This window comes from Streptococcus mitis (assembly GCF_946190115.1).
Lineage (GTDB): Bacteria > Bacillota > Bacilli > Lactobacillales > Streptococcaceae > Streptococcus > Streptococcus mitis_CO.
Map to the genome: position 1 here is coordinate 100,784 of NZ_CAMHZG010000004.1, position 20,271 is coordinate 121,054.

Here is a 20,271-nt window from a genome sequence, read left to right on the forward strand (position 1 = left end):
ACCATTCAAGTAAAAACGAACAAACATGTCATTTGTTCGTTTTCATTTAGCTAGAAAAGACTAAGCTTTCACTTCGATAAGAGCGTCACCCTTCGCAACTGAACCTGTTGCGACTGGAGCTACTGAAGCGTAGTCAGCTGTATTTGTAACGATAACCATTGTTGTATCATCAAGTCCAGCTGCAGCGATTTTGTTTGAGTCAAATGTTCCAAGAACATCGCCAGCTTTCACCTTGTCACCTTGAGCAACTTTTGCTTCAAAACCTTCACCATTCATAGATACAGTGTCAATACCAACGTGGATCAAAACTTCAGCACCATCAGTTGTTTTCAAACCAAAAGCGTGTCCTGTTGGAAAGGCAATTGAAACTTCAGCATCAGCTGGTGCATATACCACACCTTGGCTAGGTTTCACAGCGATACCTTGTCCCATAGCTCCACTTGAGAATACTGGGTCATTAACATCAGCAAGAGCAACAACGTCACCAACGATAGGAGTTACAAGTGTTTCATTTTGAAGAGTTGCTGGAATGTTACCAGTTGTTTCTTCTTGGACCAAACGTTCTGTCTCTACTTCAGTAGCAACTTCTTTTTCATCCTCATAACCAAACATATAAGTAAGAGCGAAACCAAGAACGAATGATACAGCTACCATAAGAAGGTATTGTGCAAGTTGTCCGTTACCGATGTAAAGCATTGTACCAGGGATGACGGTGATACCATTACCAGTACCTGCAAGTCCAAGGATAGAAGCCAATCCACCACCGATTGCACCAGCAATCAATGAAAGGAAGAATGGTTTACGGAAACGCAAGTTAACCCCGAAAATAGCAGGCTCTGTAATACCTAGGAAGGCAGAAAGAGCAGCTGGGAAAGCAAGTGTTTTTAGTTTTGGATTTTTAGTTTTAACACCAACCGCAACAGTCGCAGCACCTTGAGCTGTCATAGCAGCTGTGATGATCGCGTTGAATGGGTTAGCATGGTCAGCAGCAAGCAATTGAACTTCAAGCAAGTTGAAAATGTGGTGCACACCTGACACGACAATCAATTGGTGAACCCCACCGATCAAGAAACCACCAAGACCAAATGGCAAGCTGAGGATCGCTTTTGTAGCGATAAGGATGTAGTTTTCAACGACGTGGAAGACCGGTCCAATGACAAAGAGTCCAAGGATAGACATGACCAAAAGTGTAACAAATGGCGTTACCAAGAGGTCAATGACATCTGGAACAACCTTGCGGACAGCTTTTTCAAATTTAGCTCCGACAACCCCGATGATGAAGGCTGGAAGAACAGAACCTTGCAAACCAACAACAGGGATGAAACCAAAGAAGTTCATAGCTGTTACTTCACCACCTGAAGCGACTGCCCAAGCGTTTGGAAGCGAGTCAGAAACAAGCATCATACCAAGAACGATACCAACGGCTGGATTTCCACCGAATACACGGAAGGTTGACCACACAACCAAACCTGGCAAGATGATAAAGGCTGTATCTGTCAAGATTTGCGTGTAAGTTGTCACGTCAGCTGGAAGTGTCATTCCAAGAGCAGTCAATAGACCACGTACACCCATGAAAAGACCTGTTGCTACGATAACTGGGATGATTGGAACGAAAACGTCACCGAAAGTACGGATAGCACGTTGGAACCAGTTCCCTTGTTTGGCAGCTTCTGCTTTCATATCATCTTTAGATGATGTTGGCAAACCAAGTGCAACAACTTCATCGTACATTTTGTTAACTGTACCTGTACCAAAGATGATTTGGTATTGACCTGAGTTAAAGAAAGCACCTTGAACTTTTTCCAAGTTCTCAATCACTTCTTTATTGATTTTTCCTTCATCTTTGACCATGACACGAAGACGAGTCGCACAGTGGGCAACACTGTTGACATTTTCACGTCCGCCCAAGGCATCGATGACTTTTTTTGCAATTTCCTGATTGTTCATTTGCAAAAATCTCCTTATATAAAATTTTGTTCTTGTTTGAAAGCGATTTTATCCGCCCTACGACTATTATTTTATCATGTTTTAGAAATATGTCAAGCGTTTTGCAGAAAAAATATTCTATCCACTTAGTAAGCATGCTTTAGATTGATTGATTTTGACTGTTTTATCAGGTATTCCTTGAAAAAATAAGTTTAAAATCTTATTTAAAAGGGTTTTGTTTCATTCTCTTTCATATTTTCGTGAAAATTTGATTGATTTCCTGCATTTATTTTGTGACAAACGTTTGACAGTTTTTTCTCTTTTTTAACATAAAAGACTTGCTTTTTCAACCGAAAACGGTTACTATTATAAGTGATAAGATTTTTGGAGGAATGAATGAATGGAATGGACAACTGAGCGTCGTTACAGACTCTATCAAGATTGGACGCAAGAAGAAATTCAAAATATTAAGAAAAATATGGCACAATCTCCATGGCATACTCATTACCATGTTGAGCCAAAAACAGGACTTCTCAACGATCCAAATGGCTTTTCCTACTTTGATGGGAAGTGGGTTGTTTTTTATCAAAACTTTCCTTTTGGTGCAGCCCACGGTTTGAAATCTTGGGTTCAATTGGAAAGCGAGGACTTAGTTCACTTTAGAGAAACTGGAGTCAAAGTTTTACCTGATACTCCATTAGATAGCCACGGTGCCTACTCTGGTTCTGCCATGCAGTTTGGCGATAACTTATTCCTATTCTATACAGGAAATGTTCGCGACGAAAACTGGATCCGTCACCCATACCAGATTGGGGCTTTGATGTATAAGGATGGCAATATTACGAAGATTGACAAGATCTTGATCGATCAGCCTACAGACTCTACCGACCACTTCCGCGATCCGCAAATTTTTAACTTTAAGGGGCAATACTATGCTATCGTCGGTGGACAGGACTTGGAGAAAAAAGGCTTCGTCCGTCTCTACAAAGCTATTGACAACGACTACACAAACTGGCAAGCTGTTGGCGACCTTGACTTTGCTAACGACCGCACTGCCTACATGATGGAATGTCCAAATCTGGTCTTTGTAGGCGAGCAACCTGTCCTTCTCTACTGTCCACAAGGATTAGATAAGGATGTTCTAGATTACGACAATATCTATCCAAATATGTATAAAATCGGAGCTTCCTTTGACCCTGAAAATGCCAAAATGGTAGATGTGTCTCAACTTCAAAACATGGATTATGGTTTTGAAGCCTATGCAACTCAAGCCTTCAACGCTCCTGATGGACGTGCTCTAGCAGTTAGCTGGCTTGGTTTACCAGATGTTTCTTATCCATCTGACCGTTTTGACCATCAAGGAACCTTCTCTTTGGTCAAAGAACTGACTATCAAAGACGGTAAACTCTACCAATACCCAGTCTCAGCGATCAAGGACCTTCGTGCGTCTGAAGAAGCCTTCTCAAACCGTGCTCAAACAAAGAACACCTATGAACTTGAACTCAACTTGGAAGCCAATAGTCAGAGCAAGATTGTCTTACTTGCTGACAAAGAAGGCAAGGGACTTTCAATCAACTTTGACCTTGTAAATGGTCAAGTAACAGTGGATCGTAGCCAGGCTGGTGAACAGTACGCCCAAGAATTTGGGACAACTCGTTCTTGCCCAATCGATAACCAGGCTACTACTGCTACAATCTTCATCGATAACTCTGTCTTTGAAATTTTCATCAATAAAGGAGAAAAAGTATTTTCTGGTCGTGTCTTCCCACATGCAGACCAAAATGGGATCCTGATCAAATCTGGAAACCCAACTGGAACTTACTATGAATTAGATTATGGTCGCAAAACTAACTGATGTCGCCAAACTTGCAGGCGTCAGCCCTACTACCGTTTCTCGAGTTATCAATAAAAAAGGCTATCTCTCTGAGAAAACCATTCAAAAGGTCAATGAAGCCATGCGAGAATTGGGCTATAAACCCAATAATCTGGCTCGTAGTCTGCAAGGAAAATCAGCTAAGTTAATCGGCTTGATTTTCCCAAATATTTCCAACGTTTTCTATGCAGAATTGATTGATAAGCTGGAACACCAACTATTTAAGAATGGTTACAAGACCATCATTTGTAACAGCGAGCACGATTCTGAAAAGGAACGCGAGTACATCGAAATGTTAGAAGCCAATCAGGTGGACGGCATCATTTCTGGTAGTCACAACTTAGGAATCGAAGACTACAATCGTGTGACCGCACCGATTATTTCCTTTGACCGAAACTTGTCACCAGACATCCCTGTCGTTTCCTCTGACAACTATGCTGGCGGGGTCCTTGCTGCCCAGACCTTGGTTAAGACAGGCGCCCAGTCTATCATCATGATTACAGGAAATGACAATTCTAATTCGCCCACTGGACTGCGCCACGCTGGTTTTGCATCCATACTCCCAAAAGCTCCTATTATCAATGTTTCCAGTGACTTTTCTCCTGTCAGAAAAGAAATGGAAATCAAGAATATCTTGACCCGACAAAAACCAGATGCCATTTTTGCTTCAGATGATTTGACTGCTATTCTAGTCATTAAAATTGCTCAAGAACTGGGCATTTCTGTCCCAGAAGAGCTTAAAGTCATCGGCTACGATGGTACCTACTTTATCGAGAATTACTACCCTCATTTGACAACGATTAAGCAACCTATGCAAGAGATTGCCCAACTCACTGTTGATCTCCTCTTGCAAAAGATCGAAGGCAAGGAAGTCGCGACAACAGGTTACTTCTTACCAGTTGCATTATTACCAGGAAAAAGTATTTAATACTCAATGAAAATCAAAGAGCAAACTAGGAAGCTAGCCACAGGCTGTACTTGAGTACGGCAAGGCGAAGCTGACGTGGTTTGAATTTGATTTTCGAAGAGTATAAGCACAAGAAAACTCAGACCGATCTGTCTGAGTTTTTTTATGATCTTAAGTTTTCTAGATAGCGCTGGGCTGTCTCTAGGTTAAAGGTTTTATCTGCTATGAGGCGCTCAACTAGGGGAGCAACTTCAGACTCACTAGCACCTGCGAGAAGTGCCAAGGATTTGGCCTGCAATTTCATGTGGCCTTGCTGGATTCCTGTACTCACCAAGGCTTTCAGGGCCGCAAAGTTTTGAGCGAGACCGATAGAAACGATAAGCTGGGCTAATTCTTTGGCAGAAGGATTTCCCAGTAGCTCATGACTGAGGGCTACACGAGGGTTGAGACCGATAGAGCCACCCTTGGTCGCTACAGGCATGGGCAGGGTCATCTCACCGACCAATTCTTCTCTTTCAAGGTCCAGCGTCCATTGACTAAGACCTTGGTAATGTCCATCTCGACTTGCAAAAGCATGAGCTCCTGCCTCAATAGCACGCCAGTCATTACCAGTGGCAATCAAAATGGCATCAACACCGTTAAATATCCCTTTATTATGAGTAGCTGCTCGATACGTATCAGCTTGCGCAAATTGGCTAGCCAAAGCCATTTTCTCCGCAATCTCTCGTCCTTGATCCTTTTGGCGGCTCAAGTAGCGAAAGGCGATGCGACAGCTTGCAGTCACCAGAGAATCGGTCGCGTAGTTGGACAGGATTCCCATGAGACTTTGTCCCTGACTGAGTTCTTCTAAGACTGGTTTCAAGGCTTCCAGCATGGTGTTGAGCATATTGGCACCCATGGCTTCCTGGGTATCGACATGAAGATCAACAACGAGAAAGTCTGTTTCGCCTTTGATCTGCTCTACATGCAAATCACGCGCCCCGCCCCCGCGTTTAACGATAGAAGGATAGGCTTGATTGGCAAGCTCCAAGAGTTCTACTTTCTTGCTGACAATTTTCTCTTGCGCTTGTTCAGGATCAGCAACTTGATAAAGGGCTACCTGCCCAATCATCTGGCGCTCATGGACTTGAGCAGTAAAACCGCCTGCTCGCTTGATGATTTTACTGGCATAGCTGGCCGCAGCAACCACTGAGGGTTCTTCCGTCACATAAGGAACTGTGTATTCCTGACCGTTGACAAGAACCTCTGGAACCAGCGAATAAGGCAGAGAAAAAGTTCCCACCACATTCTCACTCAGCTGGTCTGCCACAGTCACACTCATCTGTTCATCCTGCTCCAAACTCTCTTGTCTCTCAGGACTAAGGAGCGCCTGAGCTTTTAACAGCTCGAGGCGCTCATGGTATGATTTTTTAGAAAATCCATTCCAACTTATCTTCATTATTTTTCAACCTTGCTATAACGGCGTTGGTGGTCAACAATTTCAACCAAGGCAAAATCTTGATTTTCATAGCCAGCAAACTGGGCAGAATTTGTTTCATCTAAGTCGACTTCCTCAAAGAAGACCTTTTCATAGTCTGCAACGGATAGGGCAGTTCGTTGGTTGAGCTTATTCAAGCGGTCTTTATCCAGATAAGCTTCATATCCTTCAACCAATTCACCACTGAAGAACTCAGCCACAGCACCACTTCCGTAACTATAAAGGGCAATTTTATCCCCAGCCTTCAAGCTATCTGTATTTTCCAAGAGAGACAAAAGTCCAAGGAAAAGTGAACCTGTGTAGATATTCCCCACCTTTTGACTGTAGAGAATAGACTGGTCAAAATGCTTTTGCAAGAGGTCTTTTTTCTCTTGAGGCAGGCTCTTATCCATAATTTTTTTCAAGCCTTTTAGCGCTAATTTAGGGTAAGGCAAGTGGAAACAAACAGCCGTAAAATCATCCAAAGTAAGCTGGTAGCGTTTTTGATATTCAAGCCAAGTCGTTTTCAAACTATCCAAGTATTGTTGGGTAGAATAAACACCATTTACATAAGGGGTTGTTGAGTAATTTGGACGCCAGAAATCCATGATATCACGAGTTTGAGCCACATTGTCATTATTAAAGGCCATCATGCGTGGATTTTGTGTAATCAACATGGCCACACTTCCAGCACCCTGAGTGGGTTCTCCTGGAGTTTCAATACCGTATTTGGCAATATCACTGGCAATGACTAAGACCTTGGACTCTGGAGAATTTTCCACATGCAATTTAGCATAATGAAGGGCAGCTGTCGCTCCATAGCAGGCTTCTTTAATCTCGAAACTACGAGCAAAGGGCTGGATGCCCAGCAAGCCATGCACAAAGACGGCTGCAGCCTTACTCTGGTCAATTCCTGACTCAGTCGCCACAATGACCATATCGATTTCTTGTCTTTCTTGCTCAGTTAAAATAGAGTCACTAGCACTGGCCGCCAAGGTCACGATATCCTCAGTTAGGGGCGCAATACTCAATTCCTTGAGTAAGAGTCCTTTGCTTAATTTTTCAGGGTCAATTCCCCTCGCTTCTGCTAAGTCTTGTAATTTCAAGACATATTGACTGGTCGCAAAACCAATCTTATCAATACCGATTGTCATATTTACCTCTGTTTTATCATTCATGTAAAAAATCGTTCTATACTATTTTATCACAAATAGCAGTAAAAGAGAGAAAAAAGACTTGATTCACCAAATCAAGTCGCTTATTCGTCATAGTTTTAAATAATGATTAGTTGCTATAGAGTTCACCAACATAAGTAGCTTTATAAGCCCCATTCTCAGTTATCAGTTCCTGGAGGATTAAATTTCCTGAGTAAGTCCTTCCCATCTCATCCACAAATTCTTGATAAAACTGACTAGTCGGAATTTCTCTGATATTCTTATCAAATGTCTTGTCAAGTGTTTTACTAAGCTTCTCAGCAATCAACTGATTCTCTTGCAATCCACTTTGAAACTCTGAGCTCGAACTAGAAACCATGACTGGTATAAACAACAAAGTCAGTAGACTTACAAACAATAAGGAAAATAGTAATTTTTTCATGATTTTTCCTCCATTCTATATATAGAATACTACATAGAAAAAGCGTTGTCAATGCATTTGTCTCATTTTTCAGAAAATTCTTTTATTTCTGTAAATTCTCCAATGCTCAATGTGTTTTTATATAATGATACAGTCTAAGAATCACTGTTCCGCTAGCCATTCCAATGGAAATTACTAGAGCCAGCATAACAACCAAGGTTGCACTAGCAATGGCATGACTGTAATCTCCCGTCACAAAAAAGGCAGTTGTCCGATAGGAGAGATAACCCGGAACCAGAGGTGCCAAGATGGCCAAGATAAAGACTACAGCAGGTGTCTTATAAAGAATACTTAAAATCTGGCTGACACAAGAACCGATAATGGCTGCAATAAAAGTAGCCACAATAACATTGGTCGGTTCCTTGAGCAAAAGATAGATTAGCCAGACAGCCATGCCCAAAATCCCTCCAGGTAAGAGCATAGACCGTTGAACATTGAGGACGATTAAAAAAGTGATGATAGCAAGAAGACTTGCTACTGCTTGTAATAAAATGGTTGTTAGTGTCATATTAGTTCATCAATACCAAGGCGACAGAAGTTCCTGCCCCTAAAGCAAGGGTAATGAGCAAAGATTCAAACATCTTACTCATACCAGAGTTTATGTGGTTAGTCATAATATCACGAACCGCATTGGTCAAAGCAATACCTGGTACAAAAGGCATGACCGCACCAGCTATAATCAAATCTGCCGTTGAAGGAAAGCCTGTGTAGCGAGCCCAAAACTGGGCAATCATCCCAAAGACAAAAGCTCCAGCAAAGGCTGTCACAAAGGGAATTCGGATAAACTTCTCCACATAGAGAGAAAAGGCAAAACCAAATAAGGTAGCCACTCCTGCCCCGATTGCATCGTAGATATTTCCACTAAACATAATTGAGAAGAAAGGGGCACTAAAAGTCGCAGCCAGAGTCACCTGTAACTTGGTATAAGGAAGAGGTTGGGCTTGCAAGGCCGTCAATTGCTTGAAGGCTGTTTCTAAATCAATTTGCCCCCCAACCAGCTGACGAGAAATCTGGTTGACATCGCAGACTTTTTCAATATTATAAGAAGAGGAAGTCACGCGTTTCATTCGCGAAATATTGGTGTTTTCAATGGAGAAAAAGATAGCAGCAGGCATGGCAAGAACATTGCAATCCACAATCCCCTGCGAATGCGCAATCCGGATCATGGTATCTTCTACACGATGAATCTCTGAACCACTTTTGAGGAGAATAGTCCCAGCTAACATAATCACATCGATGACGGCATTTAATTCTTTTGACTCTTCCATGCTTTCCTCCTTTTATCAACTTCCTCTATTCTATCACAAATTAGAACTCAAAAAAAATCTTTGCCATGAAATCATGACAAAGATTCGTTTAATCACGAGAATTTTCGTGGTTGCCTTCACTACTTGATTGAGTAGGAGCAGGTGCATTCCCTCGTTGATTTCCTTGTTGGTTCCCCTGACTTGGTGTTGTAGTAGAACCTTGGTTTCCACGTTGAACTGGTGCTGATGATGACGTTGACGGCGGTGTTTTTGGTTTGTAGATTGAAATCTTGACACGTGTCTTAGTCAAATCAACCTTTTCACCCGCTTTTGGACTCTGTTCAACGACTGTACCCTCAGCAGTTCCATCAGGAGCTGTCGACACTTCTACAACTTCAATATTGGCTTCTTTAATACCGACAATTTGAACGAGATTGTTTTTAGTAAATTCAAGACTAGATCCTGTATAACTTGGCATGGCAACGCTGGTTACTTTCTTAGCAACGGTTAAGGTAATCGTTGAGGCCTTGCTCAAATCATAGGTTGTTCCGGCAGCTGGACTCTGTCTGAGAACAGTTCCTGCTTCACTCTCGCTTGATTCTTCTTCCTCAATCTTGATGAGATTTTCAGGAACCTTCTTCTGCTTGAGTTCTGCGATAACATCTGTAGATTTACGACCGATATAGTTGCTCAATTGGAAAGATTGCTTACCTGACGAGACAACCAAATTGATTTTCGTTCCTTCTTTTCGACCAGTTCCAGCGTCAGGATCTGTACGGATAATCCGTCCCTCTTCCACCTTTTCACTAGCCTCTGATTTCTCCTCGCCAATCTCAAAATTGGCTTTCTTGAGCGTTTCCTTGGCTTCCGCCACTGTCTGACCTGCCACATCTGGAATGGCAATGGTTGCAGGAGTTCTGGATAATATCCAAATCAGAGAAGCTGCCACCAATACAATGCTGGCCAATAAAATCATATAGCGAACTCTAAATTTCCGTTTTTTAACAGGTTTGGTTGCGTAATTGTCTTCAGAAACCTGCTGACTAGGTTTCGCAGCCTGTGGCTTCGGACTTTGTGTTTGCACCTTAGGAATCGAGGTCAAGGTACTCTGAGATACTTTTGGTAGAGTCTTGGTGTCCGCCTTAGTAGTATCATTAAAGACCAGTTTAGGCTCATTGCGACGATTATAAGACAAGCTACTAGACAAGTCCACATACATCTCTGCAACTGACTGATAACGATCTGTCAATTTCTTGGCAGTTGCCTTGATAACAACATTCTCCAAAGCCTGAGGCACAGATGGATTCTCATCAATAACTGACGGTAATGGTTTCTGGAAATGCTGAAGGGCGATGGTCACCGCGCTATCCCCATCGTAAGGGATATGGCCAGTCAACATCTCATAGAAAATAATCCCCATGGCATAGATATCACTCTGTACAGTCGCCTTCGAACCACGCGCCTGCTCTGGTGACAAGTAATGAACCGAACCCAGCATAGAGTTAGTCTGAGTCAGACTCGTCTCTGCAAAGGCTACTGCAATCCCAAAGTCTGTGACCTTGGCAGTCCCATCTGGTGTCAAAAGGATATTTTGAGGTTTCAAGTCCCTATGGACAATTCCTCTGGTATGGGCCAAACGCATAGCCAATAGGATTTGTCCCATGATACGGACGGCTTCTTCATTAGAGAGAGGATAGTGTTCCTTGATATAGCGTTTGAGGTCCAGCCCAGCAACATACTCCATTGCAAGATACTGTTGTCCGTCTTCCTCACCAATATCTGTTATCCGAACGATATGAGGATGGTCTAGATCTGCCATAGCTCTCGCTTCACGCTGAAAACGAGCTACAGCTATCGGGTCCGTCTGGTAGTTAGTCCTCAGGACCTTCACTGCCACTTCTTCTCCGTCTAGAATTAAATCCTTGGCCAAATAGACATCTGCCATGCCTCCTCGGCCAATCTGTTTCACAATCCGATAGCGTCCGGCAAAAATCTTGCCGATTTGGATCATTCTGCATCCTCCTCGTTCATAGAAACAAGGGCAACCGTAATGTTGTCTAAACCTCCTGCATTGTTAGCAAAACGCACGAGCGTCGCTGTTTTATCTGCCAAAGGAATATCACTGGTTACAATATCACAAATCTCACTGCCTGAAATCATGTTGGTCAAACCATCACTATTGAGCAAGAGATAGTCACCTGGCTCAAGGGTAATCATTCCAAAATCAGGTTGAACTTCATCTTTTTGACCGATAGACTGGGTAATGATATTTTTCTGTGGATGGCTAGCTGCTTCTTCAGGTGTCAATTGACCTGCCTTAAGCAATTCATTGACCAAGGAATGGTCGCTCGTTAACTGGTGGTATTCTTCCCCACGAATCAAACCGATACGAGAATCCCCAATATGGGCATAGATAGCCTGATTGCCAATAATAGCAACAGCTTCGAGAGTTGTTCCCATTCCTTTATAGGCATCATCTTGTCCAAGTTGATGAATCTTTTGATTTTCAATTTCTAGGTAATGGGAGAACCATTCACGCACTTCATTGACTGTATCGATTTGGGTATCAACCCAAGCTATACCAAGGTCTGTTACCGCCATTTCACTAGCGATATTCCCTGCGCGATGACCTCCCATCCCATCAGCTAAAATAATCATAGTACGCCCAGCTCTATTGACATAGTGGTTGACATAGTCTTGGTTATTTGTTCGTTTCTGACCAACATCTGTTAATAATGAAATTTCCATGTGTCAGTTCCTTCCTAATCCGATATCTTGCGAAATTGACTGATGAAGAATCCATCACTTCCATACAACTCAGATGTAATGAGGATACAGCCGTCTTTCATGATATCCTTACATTCATGTTCTAGTTTTACCTGCTCGAACTCGGGATGACTTTCTAAAAACGCCTCAACGACTTGAAAATTCTCCTCTGAGACAATAGTACAGGTACTATAAGTTATTATACCACCTTTGCGTAGTGTTTGACAAACACTACCTAATATTTCTAGCTGAATTTCCTGTAAGGACGCGAAATCTGCCGTTTCTTTATTGTATTTGATATCTGGTTTGCGACGCAGAAGACCGATTCCTGAACAAGGAGCATCTACTAAAATCTTGTCAAAGGAATTCTGACCAAAAAGCTCATGCACCTTTCTGGCATCCAATTTTTGAGTTTGAACCCGTTCTGCAACGCCTAGACGTTGGGCATTTTCTTGGATTAAGTCCAACTTGTGGTCATACAAGTCCAGAGCAGTAACCTGGCCTGTCGTGAGATAAGAGGCTATATGGGCTGTTTTCCCACCCGGAGCCGCACAAGCATCTAGAACCTGCTCATCACCTTGTAGATCAAGAGTTGGCGCAACCAATTGACTGGACTCGTCTTGAATAGTTATAGCACCTTCTGCAAACAAATCATGGCCTGCAAAGTGCCCTTGCTCCTTGACCAGACCAGAAACAGACAAAGGTGAATCACTAGCCTCTAACAAGGTTTTGATTTCTTCTTTTCGACCTAGGTCTGTTACACGAATACTGGCCTTGTTGCGCACCAAAAGGCTTTCAAAGATGGCTTGTGCTCGCTCTTCACCGTATTCTTCCTTGAGTTTGGAAACTAACCAAACTGGGAGAGAATAAGCAATGGAATCACGCTTGTTTTTTCGTTTGATGCTGGCAATATCTGGCCATCCTTCACGCAGGATACGGCGCAAGACAGCATTGACCAATTTTTCACTGCCTTTTTTACGGAATTTGGCTAATTCCACCGCTTCATTGACCACAGCATGGTCTGGAATCTTGTCCAAATAGCGGAGCTGGTAAGCACTCATGAGAAGAAGGACATAAAGCCAACTGTCTAACTGGTCTCTGTCTTCGATAAAGTGGGATAGGTACCATTCCAGAGTCAGTTTACGGGCTACCGTTCCATAGACTAGCTCGGTCACTAAGCCCTTGTCTGCTGCCGAAAGTTGACTTCCCTTGAGATGCTTATTTAAGGCGATATTTGAGTATGCTTGATTGATAAAAACATCCTCTAATACTGCTAGGGCTAAACTTCTAGCCGTTTCTACTTTAGTTACCAAATCGTTCTCCTACAGTCAATGTACGTCCAACTCCGTTGAGGAAGGAAGCGATGTCCATCTTAGGCTTACCAGCTGGCTGCACTTGCTTAAGAGACAAAGCTCCTTCTGCCGTTGCGACAATCAATTCTTTCTTGCCGATAGAGAGAATCTCTCCTGGATTTCCCTGACCTTCTACAGCTAGAGCTTCATAAATCTTAAAGCGGTCGCCCTTAAGGAAAGTATGGGCAACAGGCCAGGGGTTCATGCCACGGATCTGGTTAAAAAGTTGACGATTGCTTTTATTCCAGTCCAATTTTTCTTCTTCTGGCTTGATATTGGGAGAGAAAGTGACCCTACTTGGATCCTGCGGTTCAGGTTTGATATCACCAGCAATATAGGCAGGCAAAGTGTCCAAAAGCAAGTCACGACCAACAAGAGCTAATTTCTCAAACAAGGTTCCAACATTATCCTCATCTGTGATAGGGATGCTGCGACGGGAAATCATATCTCCTGCATCCATTTCCTTAACCATTTCCATAATGGTCACACCAGCTTCCTCATCCCCTTGAATCAAGGCATAATGGATAGGCGCACCACCACGGTGTTTTGGAAGGAGGGAAGCGTGAACATTGACCGCAAAGTCCATGCTATCAAGGAGTTTACTTGGAAGAAACTGCCCAAAAGCAGCAGTCACAATTCCATCTGCTCCTAGCTTCATAAGAGCTTCCATCTCTGGACTTCCAGATAATTTTTCAGGTTGGTAAATAGGAAGTCCTGCTTCTTTGGCAGCCTGCTTGACTGGAGTTTCTTGGATCACTTTTTTACGACCAACAGCACGGTCTGGCTGGGTCACAACTGCTAGAATTTCGTAACGGTCATCTGTCAAAAGTCCTTTTAAGACTGTTGCTGAAAAGTCGGGGGTCCCCATAAAGATTAGTTTTGTCATATCTTCTCCTTCTTATAAAAATTGCTGTGGCTCATGGTCAATGCTGAGACGGAGCTCACTATTTTCCCGTTCTTGAGTTAAGGCCAGAACCCGATTGAGGGTCGGCCCCAGCTCATCTTCTAAACGGTATTTAATCAAAATCTGGTAATGATAGAGGTTGTGGGTACGGGCAATCGGTTTTGGCGTCGGCCCAAGGATGTTACTGGTTTCGGACAAACCTGACCGCAAAATATTCATAACTTCATAAGCACGTTTGACAACCTCTTCTTCTTTCTTGTGAGAAAGGGTAATTCCAATGGTGAAATAGTAAGGTGGATAACCAAGTTGTCGTCTGATTCCCATTTCATAGGCATAAAAGCCTTCGTAATCCTGTTCCTTGGCAAATCGAATAGCATAATGTTGCGGATTGTAAGACTGGATCAAGACCTGACCAGCTTTTTCAGCCCGACCTGCTCGACCTGCTACCTGAGTCAAGAGCTGGAAGGTTCTCTCAGAAGAACGGAAATCAGGCAGATTCAAGGCCGTATCCGCATTGAGAACTCCAACTAAGGTTACATTGGGAAAATCCAAACCCTTGGCAATCATCTGAGTGCCAAGCAAGATATCCGCCTCTCCTCGTCCAAACTGGTCAAGTAAAGCTTGATGACTGCCTTTCTTACGGGTCGTATCCACATCCATGCGCAGAATACGTGCCTGAGGAAAGAGTTCTGCCAGCTCGTCATAAGCCTTCTGAGTTCCCGTCCCGTAGTAACGAATACTGCGACTCTTACAGTTAGGACAGGCCTGAGGAATGTCCTTTAAAAAACCACAATAATGACAATTCATGGTCTTGGTATCCATGTGCAAGGTCAGAGAAATATCACAGTTGGGACAAGTATCCACCGTCCCACATTCCCGACACATGACAAAGCTAGAATAACCACGGCGATTGAGCATGAGAACCACCTGCTCTTTTTTAGCCAGACGGTCTTGGATGGCTTCTAGCAAAGGGGGCGTAAAGTTTGACGTTTCATTTTGCCCAATATAGTCCCGAAAATCAATCACTTGAACCTCAGGAATCCTAGCTAAAGGATTGGCACGCTGGGTTAGACGTAAGTGTTGATAAACACCTTTTCCAGCCCGCGCACGGCTTTCCAAACTAGGTGTCGCTGAACCAAGGACCAAGGCCGCTTGATTATATTGGGCCCGTAAAATAGCCACCTCTCTGGCATGGTAACGGGGATTGCTGTCTTGCTTATAAGTCGCTTCATGCTCCTCATCAATAATCATGACACCTAGATTTTTCAAGGGAGCAAAGATAGCAGATCTAGCACCAACCACAACTTGGGCATCGCCTCGTTCCACCTTGCGCCATTCATCATACTTTTCACCATTAGACAGGCCTGAATGAAGAATGGCCACCTTCTCGTCAAAGCGAGCAATAAAACGCTCCGTCATTTGTGGAGTCAAGGAAATCTCAGGAACCAGTAAAATAGCTGTCTTGCCCTTGTCCAAGGCCCCTTGGATAATCTGCAAGTAAACCTCGGTCTTTCCACTTCCTGTAATTCCTTGAAGGAGGAAGGGAGGCTGATGACTGCCAATCGCACTTACAACCGCATCACGCGCCTGTCTTTGCTCTGGATTCAACTCCAAAGGCTGACTTGCTTCAATGCCTTCAAAATAAGCAGCCGAGCGTTGCACTTCCTTTTGGACTATGGTAACAGCACCTTGTTCCACAAAGAAGTTGACTTGCTCCCGCGAGTAGGATTCTAACAAACTAGCCAAGGAAGAACTCTCAGGATGAGACAGCAGATAGTCTCTCAATTCCAACTTTTTCTTGGCACGTGCAGAAATCTCGACACCTTCTAACTGAACAAGGTCAACCTCATACCAAGACTGGGTCTTGACCTTCTTTTGATCAATCGCCTGATATTCCAGACCAAGTAGACCTTTTCTAGTCAAACGCATCATTTCGGCTTGTTTGGCAAGGTCTAGAGAAGAAAAGGCAAGCGAATCTTCTGAACCAAACAAACGCTCTCGATCTTCCTGACTCAGACCTTCCAGAGGATAGAGAATCTTGTCATAGCTAGAATTCAGAAATCCTGGAAGCATAGCCTTGAGGATGGAGATTTTATAGGAGAAGACGGACTTACGTAACTCCTCAGCCAGCCAGAGTTGTTCTTGCGTGAGAACAGGAGAAAAATCCAGTACCTCGGCTATATCTTTTAAATCTTGCTCCATCTCTTCCTCGTCTGATTGGGACTCCAAACCAAGAACAATCCCTTGAATCAGGCGATTTCCCTTACCAAAGGGCACGTGAACCCGCATCCCAACTTCCAGCATTCCCTCAAATTCCTTCGGAATCCTATAACTATAGGGCTGGTCCGTCTGCATCAAGGGCACATCTACAATAATCTTGGCTATAGCCATCTTCTCACCTCCTCCTTGTCCGTACATTCTTGCAATAGAAAAAATAAGATTGAGTCCCCCCAACCTTAAATTTTTTCACCATCTTCTTTTTCTTTAGCAATTTGCTCTTTGATTTTCTTTTCTTCTTCTTCTTTGCGGCGTTTTTCTTCTTCGATACGGCGACGCACTGCTTCACGTTTTCCTTCTGGATCTGGGTGAATTGTAACGTTTCCTGATTCGATTTCTTCTAAAGCGCGAAGAGTTGATTTTTCAGACTTGAAACCTTGAGTTGCTGGCGCACCTGCTTCCAATTCGTGGGCACGTTTTGCTTCCAAGATTACGAGTGAATATTTTGAAGGAACCTTGTCAAGCAAGGTATCAATAGAGGGTTTTAACATCATTTGCTTGTACCTATTTTCTAAATTTTATCGGGTAGTTGGAGATTTTGGTAACATCTCCTGATAGTGACCAATGACACGATCCACACGGAAGTGCTCTGCTTCGATAACACGTTTGACACGCTCAGCAGCTAGGGGCACCTGATCGTTGACAATCGCATAATCATACTCACGCATAAGGGCAATTTCTTCCTTAGCTTTTTCGATTCGTTGGGCAATCACTTCTGCACTGTCTGTTCCACGACCTACCAAACGATCTTGCAATTCATCCAAATCTGGTGGTGTCAGGAAGATAAAGACAGCATCTGGAACCTTTTTCTTAACCTGAAGAGCACCCTGAACTTCAATTTCAAGGAAAACATCAATTCCCTTGTCCAAGGTTTCATTGACATAGGTCAGAGGAGTTCCATAGTAGTTGCCGACATATTCTGCGTATTCCAACATCTGTCCTTGACGAATCAGCTCTTCAAACTCTTCACGAGTACGGAAGAAATAATCAACTCCGTCCACTTCTCCAGGACGTTGTGCGCGTGTCGTCATTGATACAGAGTATTGAAATTGGTTTTCAGAACTCTCAAAAATCTCTCTTCTAACCGTTCCTTTTCCAACCCCTGAAGGACCAGAAAAAACGATTAGTAAGCCTCGGTCTGCCATTGTGTCTCCTTTTAGTCAGTCTGTGAAATAACATTTCTCTAGAATAATGGCAAAACGCCAGATTATCCTTTACAGTCTTTCTATCTAGTGTAACAAAAAAGCAGTAATTTTTCAACTGCTCTTTCTTATTTATTTGGCATAGTCTATGATTTATACAAGGTGACCCCCTTAAAAAAGACTTGCCTTTTTATTCTATTTAAGAGATAATAAAACTACTAATATAAAAAGGAGAAGTTTATGGGAAATTATAAAGGAAAAAATGTTGATGAAGCAATTGCAAATGGCTTATCTGAACTCAATCTCAAAAAAAGTGAAGTCAAAATCAATATCATTGATCATGGAAATGCCGGAGTATTTGGTTTTTTTGAAAAAGAAGCTGAGGTTGAAATAACACCATTGAGCCCAATGGAACTGAAAATAAAAAGATTGATTCCATATTTAATTGGTGCAGGTGTAATATTTATAATTCTTCTGTTAGTTCTAATTGTAGTAATCTCAGATAAATCAACTACTGTTTCTACACCTTCATCTACAGAAACTAGTAGCGTTATTGAAAAATCTGTCGAGAAAACCAGTGAATCATCCTCTACATCATCAAGTTCGACGCCTGCTTCCTCTAGTTCAACTAGCACCTCATCAAGCTCTACCGAATCCTCGTCAACAAGTCCAGCCCAATCAGCTGTCATCACGACTGAAAACAATGAGGAATTTAAAGCGCTATTACAGACTGAAGATTCAAACACAATAACAGATTTTGTTCAAAAACATAAAAATCAAACTATTGAATTCGATGGAAATATTGCCTATCTATCCAAATTAAAATCAAAGTATGATGTTCTCATACATTCTGGAGATTATCATCCCGATGAAGCTTCAGGTCCTAATTTCAAAATTCCTCAAATTACTATAATATCAAACCCTATATTTAATTCATTTAATGGTGACGATATTAAGATAGGACAGAATATACATATAAAAGCAAAAATCGGAAATTATAACACTACTCAAGATTTAATCTATATATCCCCAATTGAGATTTCACCTCGATAATATAACGAATTATTTTCAAATAATTTATTCAAAAAAACTGAAGTCAGATTGCACTGACCTCAGTTTTTTATTATTTAGCATAATCTACTGCACGAAGCTCGCGGATAACCGTTACCTTGATATTTCCTGGATAATCGAGATTGTTTTCAATTTTCTCACGAACTTTGTGAGCCAAGATTGTAACTTTGTCGTCCTTGATTTTTCCTGGATTGACCATGATGCGGATTTCACGTCCTGCTTGAAGGGCAAAGCTAGTTTGTACTCCTTCAAAGCCGTTAGCAATTTCTTCCAAATCGTGGAGACGCTTGATGTAGCTTTCAAGAGACTCACTACGAGCACCTGGACGGGCCGCACTCAAAGCATCTGCTGCAGCAACGATCACTGCAATCACACTTTCAGCTTCAACATCACCGTGGTGACTAGCAATCGTATTGACCACAACTGGGTGTTCCTTGTACTTACGGGCCAATTCCATACCGATTTCAACGTGGCTACCCTCAACCTCGCGGTCAATGGCTTTTCCGATATCGTGAAGGAATCCAGCACGACGGGCAAGAGCCGCATTTTCACCAAGTTCGCTCGCCATGATACCAGCTAACTTAGCAACTTCAATCGAATGGCGCAAGACATTTTGTCCATATGAAGTACGGAACTGCAAACGTCCCATAATCTTCATCAAGTCCGGATGAAGGTTTGGCGCACCAATTTCATAGGCAGCAGCCTCACCATATTCACGGATCTTATTGTCAATCTCTTGACGGTTTTTCTCAACCAACTCTTCGATACGAGCTGGGTGGATACGACCATCTTTGAGCAACATTTCCATAGTCATACGGGCAATCTCACGACGAATCGGGTCAAAACCTGACAAGGTCACCACTTCTGGCGTATCGTCGATAATCACATCAACCCCTGTCAAACTTTCAAAGGTACGAATGTTACGACCTTCACGACCAATAATGCGTCCCTTCATAGTATCGTCTGGCAGGTGAACCGTTGAGTTCGTTGACTCCGCCACATATTCACCAGCGATACGTTGCATCGCTTGAACCAGGATATCTTTGGCCATTTTATCAGAACGTTCCTTGACCTCTTGCTCAGCTTCACGAATACGGCTGGCAATCTCCTTGGTCAAGTTTTCCTCTGTCTGAGCCAAGATAATATCTCGTGCTTCTGCCTGAGACAGAGCACCAATACGCTCTAACTCTGCTTCTTTTTGTCTTTCGACTTCCTCTAATTGCTCTTCACGCGCATCAAGGTTTTTCGCTCTATCAGAAATACTTTGTTCTTTTTGTTCAAGTGTTTGTTCTTTACTCGTCAAATTGTCGTCCTTACGGTCGAGGCTAGTAGCTCTCTCAGTCAGACGACTTTCGATTTGTTTGAGTTCTTGACGTTCTGATTTGAATTCAGCGTCCACTTCTTCACGGTATTTTCTGGCTTCTTCTTTGGCCTCCAATAGTGCTTCTTTTTTAAGAGACTTGCTTTCACGTTTGGCTTCATTAACAAGTAAATCTGCTTCACGCTCAGCTTGTCCACGTAAATTAGTTGCTTCTTGTTCAGCATTTAAAAGCATCAACTCTGCAGCTTCCTGAGATGATTTCATCTTGGCTGAGATGCTGACATATCCAATGACTAAACCAATGATGACGGCAAAAACAGCAATCGCAAGCGACATGATTTCCATGTTTTTACCTCATTTTATTGTTATTCCGAATGACATACATTCTTTTACA

The 20,271-nt window shown here is 42.7% G+C and carries 17 protein-coding genes; 3 read left to right on the top strand and 14 right to left on the bottom strand.

Annotated features, from left to right (window positions below; all coding sequences use genetic code 11):
* Positions 1 to 60: 60 nt before the first annotated feature.
* On the bottom strand, positions 61 to 1,947 hold the full coding sequence (locus tag N8L90_RS03235; RefSeq protein WP_261024124.1) for a sucrose-specific PTS transporter subunit IIBC: 1,887 nt from the start codon (positions 1,945 to 1,947) through the stop codon (positions 61 to 63).
* 379 nt (positions 1,948 to 2,326) lie between these two features.
* Here N8L90_RS03235 and N8L90_RS03240 point away from each other — a divergent pair, with 379 nt between their 5' ends.
* Together N8L90_RS03240 and N8L90_RS03245 are read left to right on the top strand one after the other, a co-directional pair.
* Entirely contained in the window at positions 2,327 to 3,781 is a 1,455-nt protein-coding gene (locus N8L90_RS03240; RefSeq protein ID WP_261024126.1) for a glycoside hydrolase family 32 protein, read from the top strand.
* The gene (locus N8L90_RS03245) at positions 3,762 to 4,727 is read left to right on the top strand and encodes a LacI family DNA-binding transcriptional regulator (RefSeq protein ID WP_261024127.1); all 966 of its coding nucleotides are present in this window, start codon (positions 3,762 to 3,764) and stop codon (positions 4,725 to 4,727) included. The genes N8L90_RS03240 and N8L90_RS03245 overlap by 20 nt, the downstream gene beginning before the upstream one ends.
* A gap of 142 nt (positions 4,728 to 4,869) precedes the next feature.
* On the opposite strand, the gene N8L90_RS03250 is transcribed toward N8L90_RS03245, so the two are convergent.
* The 12 genes from N8L90_RS03250 to gmk all read right to left on the bottom strand — a co-directional run bounded on the left by N8L90_RS03250 (position 4,870) and on the right by gmk (position 17,488).
* The gene (locus N8L90_RS03250; protein WP_261024128.1) at positions 4,870 to 6,144 is read right to left on the bottom strand and encodes a hydroxymethylglutaryl-CoA reductase, degradative; all 1,275 of its coding nucleotides are present in this window, start codon (positions 6,142 to 6,144) and stop codon (positions 4,870 to 4,872) included.
* Entirely contained in the window at positions 6,144 to 7,316 is a 1,173-nt protein-coding gene (locus tag N8L90_RS03255) for a hydroxymethylglutaryl-CoA synthase (RefSeq protein ID WP_261024177.1), read from the bottom strand. Before N8L90_RS03255 ends, N8L90_RS03250 begins: the two co-directional genes overlap by 1 nt.
* A 130-nt stretch (positions 7,317 to 7,446) precedes the next feature.
* Positions 7,447 to 7,695: a hypothetical protein gene (locus N8L90_RS03260; RefSeq protein ID WP_261024179.1), complete on the bottom strand. Its 249-nt coding sequence runs from the start codon at positions 7,693 to 7,695 to the stop codon at positions 7,447 to 7,449.
* A gap of 169 nt (positions 7,696 to 7,864) precedes the next feature.
* Positions 7,865 to 8,305 carry a threonine/serine exporter family protein gene (locus N8L90_RS03265; protein WP_261024129.1) on the bottom strand — a complete coding sequence of 147 codons (441 nt, stop codon included), beginning with the start codon at positions 8,303 to 8,305 and terminating at the stop codon, positions 7,865 to 7,867.
* Between the two features lies 1 nt (position 8,306).
* Positions 8,307 to 9,065, bottom strand: a complete 759-nt coding sequence (locus N8L90_RS03270) for a threonine/serine exporter family protein (RefSeq protein WP_261024130.1) — start codon at positions 9,063 to 9,065, stop codon at positions 8,307 to 8,309.
* Between the two features lie 88 nt (positions 9,066 to 9,153).
* The gene (gene pknB / locus N8L90_RS03275) at positions 9,154 to 11,055 is read right to left on the bottom strand and encodes a Stk1 family PASTA domain-containing Ser/Thr kinase (RefSeq protein ID WP_261024131.1); all 1,902 of its coding nucleotides are present in this window, start codon (positions 11,053 to 11,055) and stop codon (positions 9,154 to 9,156) included.
* Positions 11,052 to 11,792, bottom strand: coding sequence for a Stp1/IreP family PP2C-type Ser/Thr phosphatase (locus tag N8L90_RS03280; RefSeq protein WP_261024132.1), 741 nt, complete (start codon positions 11,790 to 11,792; stop codon positions 11,052 to 11,054). Before N8L90_RS03280 ends, pknB begins: the two co-directional genes overlap by 4 nt.
* A 14-nt stretch (positions 11,793 to 11,806) precedes the next feature.
* On the bottom strand, positions 11,807 to 13,123 hold the full coding sequence (gene rsmB, locus N8L90_RS03285; protein ID WP_261024133.1) for a 16S rRNA (cytosine(967)-C(5))-methyltransferase RsmB: 1,317 nt from the start codon (positions 13,121 to 13,123) through the stop codon (positions 11,807 to 11,809).
* Positions 13,113 to 14,048 carry a methionyl-tRNA formyltransferase gene (gene fmt / locus N8L90_RS03290; RefSeq protein WP_261024134.1) on the bottom strand — a complete coding sequence of 312 codons (936 nt, stop codon included), beginning with the start codon at positions 14,046 to 14,048 and terminating at the stop codon, positions 13,113 to 13,115. Before fmt ends, rsmB begins: the two co-directional genes overlap by 11 nt.
* Before the next feature lie 12 nt (positions 14,049 to 14,060).
* Positions 14,061 to 16,457, bottom strand: a complete 2,397-nt coding sequence (locus tag N8L90_RS03295; RefSeq protein ID WP_261024135.1) for a primosomal protein N' — start codon at positions 16,455 to 16,457, stop codon at positions 14,061 to 14,063.
* Positions 16,458 to 16,522: 65 nt separating this feature from the next.
* A complete protein-coding gene (gene rpoZ, locus N8L90_RS03300) occupies positions 16,523 to 16,837 on the bottom strand; it encodes a DNA-directed RNA polymerase subunit omega (RefSeq protein WP_000979235.1) in 315 nt (104 codons plus the stop codon).
* Positions 16,838 to 16,861: 24 nt separating this feature from the next.
* Positions 16,862 to 17,488, bottom strand: coding sequence for a guanylate kinase (gene gmk, locus N8L90_RS03305; RefSeq protein ID WP_000775041.1), 627 nt, complete (start codon positions 17,486 to 17,488; stop codon positions 16,862 to 16,864).
* Positions 17,489 to 17,725: 237 nt separating this feature from the next.
* Here gmk and N8L90_RS03310 point away from each other — a divergent pair, with 237 nt between their 5' ends.
* Positions 17,726 to 18,538 carry a DUF4839 domain-containing protein gene (locus N8L90_RS03310; RefSeq protein ID WP_033680618.1) on the top strand — a complete coding sequence of 271 codons (813 nt, stop codon included), beginning with the start codon at positions 17,726 to 17,728 and terminating at the stop codon, positions 18,536 to 18,538.
* Positions 18,539 to 18,608: 70 nt separating this feature from the next.
* Here N8L90_RS03310 and N8L90_RS03315 read toward each other — a convergent pair whose 3' ends face one another.
* Positions 18,609 to 20,222 carry a ribonuclease Y gene (locus N8L90_RS03315; protein WP_224218458.1) on the bottom strand — a complete coding sequence of 538 codons (1,614 nt, stop codon included), beginning with the start codon at positions 20,220 to 20,222 and terminating at the stop codon, positions 18,609 to 18,611.
* Between the last annotated feature and the right edge of the window lie 49 nt (positions 20,223 to 20,271).

What these genes read in the sequence shown, in the direction of transcription:
- N8L90_RS03235 (WP_261024124.1), bottom strand. Translation starts at nt 1,947, where the DNA reads ATGAACAATCAGGAAATTGCAAAAAAAGTCATCGATGCCTTGGGCGGA.
- N8L90_RS03240 (WP_261024126.1), top strand. Translation starts at nt 2,327, where the DNA reads ATGGAATGGACAACTGAGCGTCGTTACAGACTCTATCAAGATTGGACG.
- N8L90_RS03245 (WP_261024127.1), top strand. Translation starts at nt 3,762, where the DNA reads ATGGTCGCAAAACTAACTGATGTCGCCAAACTTGCAGGCGTCAGCCCT.
- N8L90_RS03250 (WP_261024128.1), bottom strand. Translation starts at nt 6,144, where the DNA reads ATGAAGATAAGTTGGAATGGATTTTCTAAAAAATCATACCATGAGCGC.
- N8L90_RS03255 (WP_261024177.1), bottom strand. Translation starts at nt 7,316, where the DNA reads ATGACAATCGGTATTGATAAGATTGGTTTTGCGACCAGTCAATATGTC.
- N8L90_RS03260 (WP_261024179.1), bottom strand. Translation starts at nt 7,695, where the DNA reads ATGGTTTCTAGTTCGAGCTCAGAGTTTCAAAGTGGATTGCAAGAGAAT.
- N8L90_RS03265 (WP_261024129.1), bottom strand. Translation starts at nt 8,305, where the DNA reads ATGACACTAACAACCATTTTATTACAAGCAGTAGCAAGTCTTCTTGCT.
- N8L90_RS03270 (WP_261024130.1), bottom strand. Translation starts at nt 9,065, where the DNA reads ATGGAAGAGTCAAAAGAATTAAATGCCGTCATCGATGTGATTATGTTA.
- pknB (WP_261024131.1), bottom strand. Translation starts at nt 11,055, where the DNA reads ATGATCCAAATCGGCAAGATTTTTGCCGGACGCTATCGGATTGTGAAA.
- N8L90_RS03280 (WP_261024132.1), bottom strand. Translation starts at nt 11,792, where the DNA reads ATGGAAATTTCATTATTAACAGATGTTGGTCAGAAACGAACAAATAAC.
- fmt (WP_261024134.1), bottom strand. Translation starts at nt 14,048, where the DNA reads ATGACAAAACTAATCTTTATGGGGACCCCCGACTTTTCAGCAACAGTC.
- N8L90_RS03295 (WP_261024135.1), bottom strand. Translation starts at nt 16,457, where the DNA reads ATGGCTATAGCCAAGATTATTGTAGATGTGCCCTTGATGCAGACGGAC.
- rpoZ (WP_000979235.1), bottom strand. Translation starts at nt 16,837, where the DNA reads ATGATGTTAAAACCCTCTATTGATACCTTGCTTGACAAGGTTCCTTCA.
- gmk (WP_000775041.1), bottom strand. Translation starts at nt 17,488, where the DNA reads ATGGCAGACCGAGGCTTACTAATCGTTTTTTCTGGTCCTTCAGGGGTT.
- N8L90_RS03310 (WP_033680618.1), top strand. Translation starts at nt 17,726, where the DNA reads ATGGGAAATTATAAAGGAAAAAATGTTGATGAAGCAATTGCAAATGGC.
- N8L90_RS03315 (WP_224218458.1), bottom strand. Translation starts at nt 20,222, where the DNA reads ATGGAAATCATGTCGCTTGCGATTGCTGTTTTTGCCGTCATCATTGGT.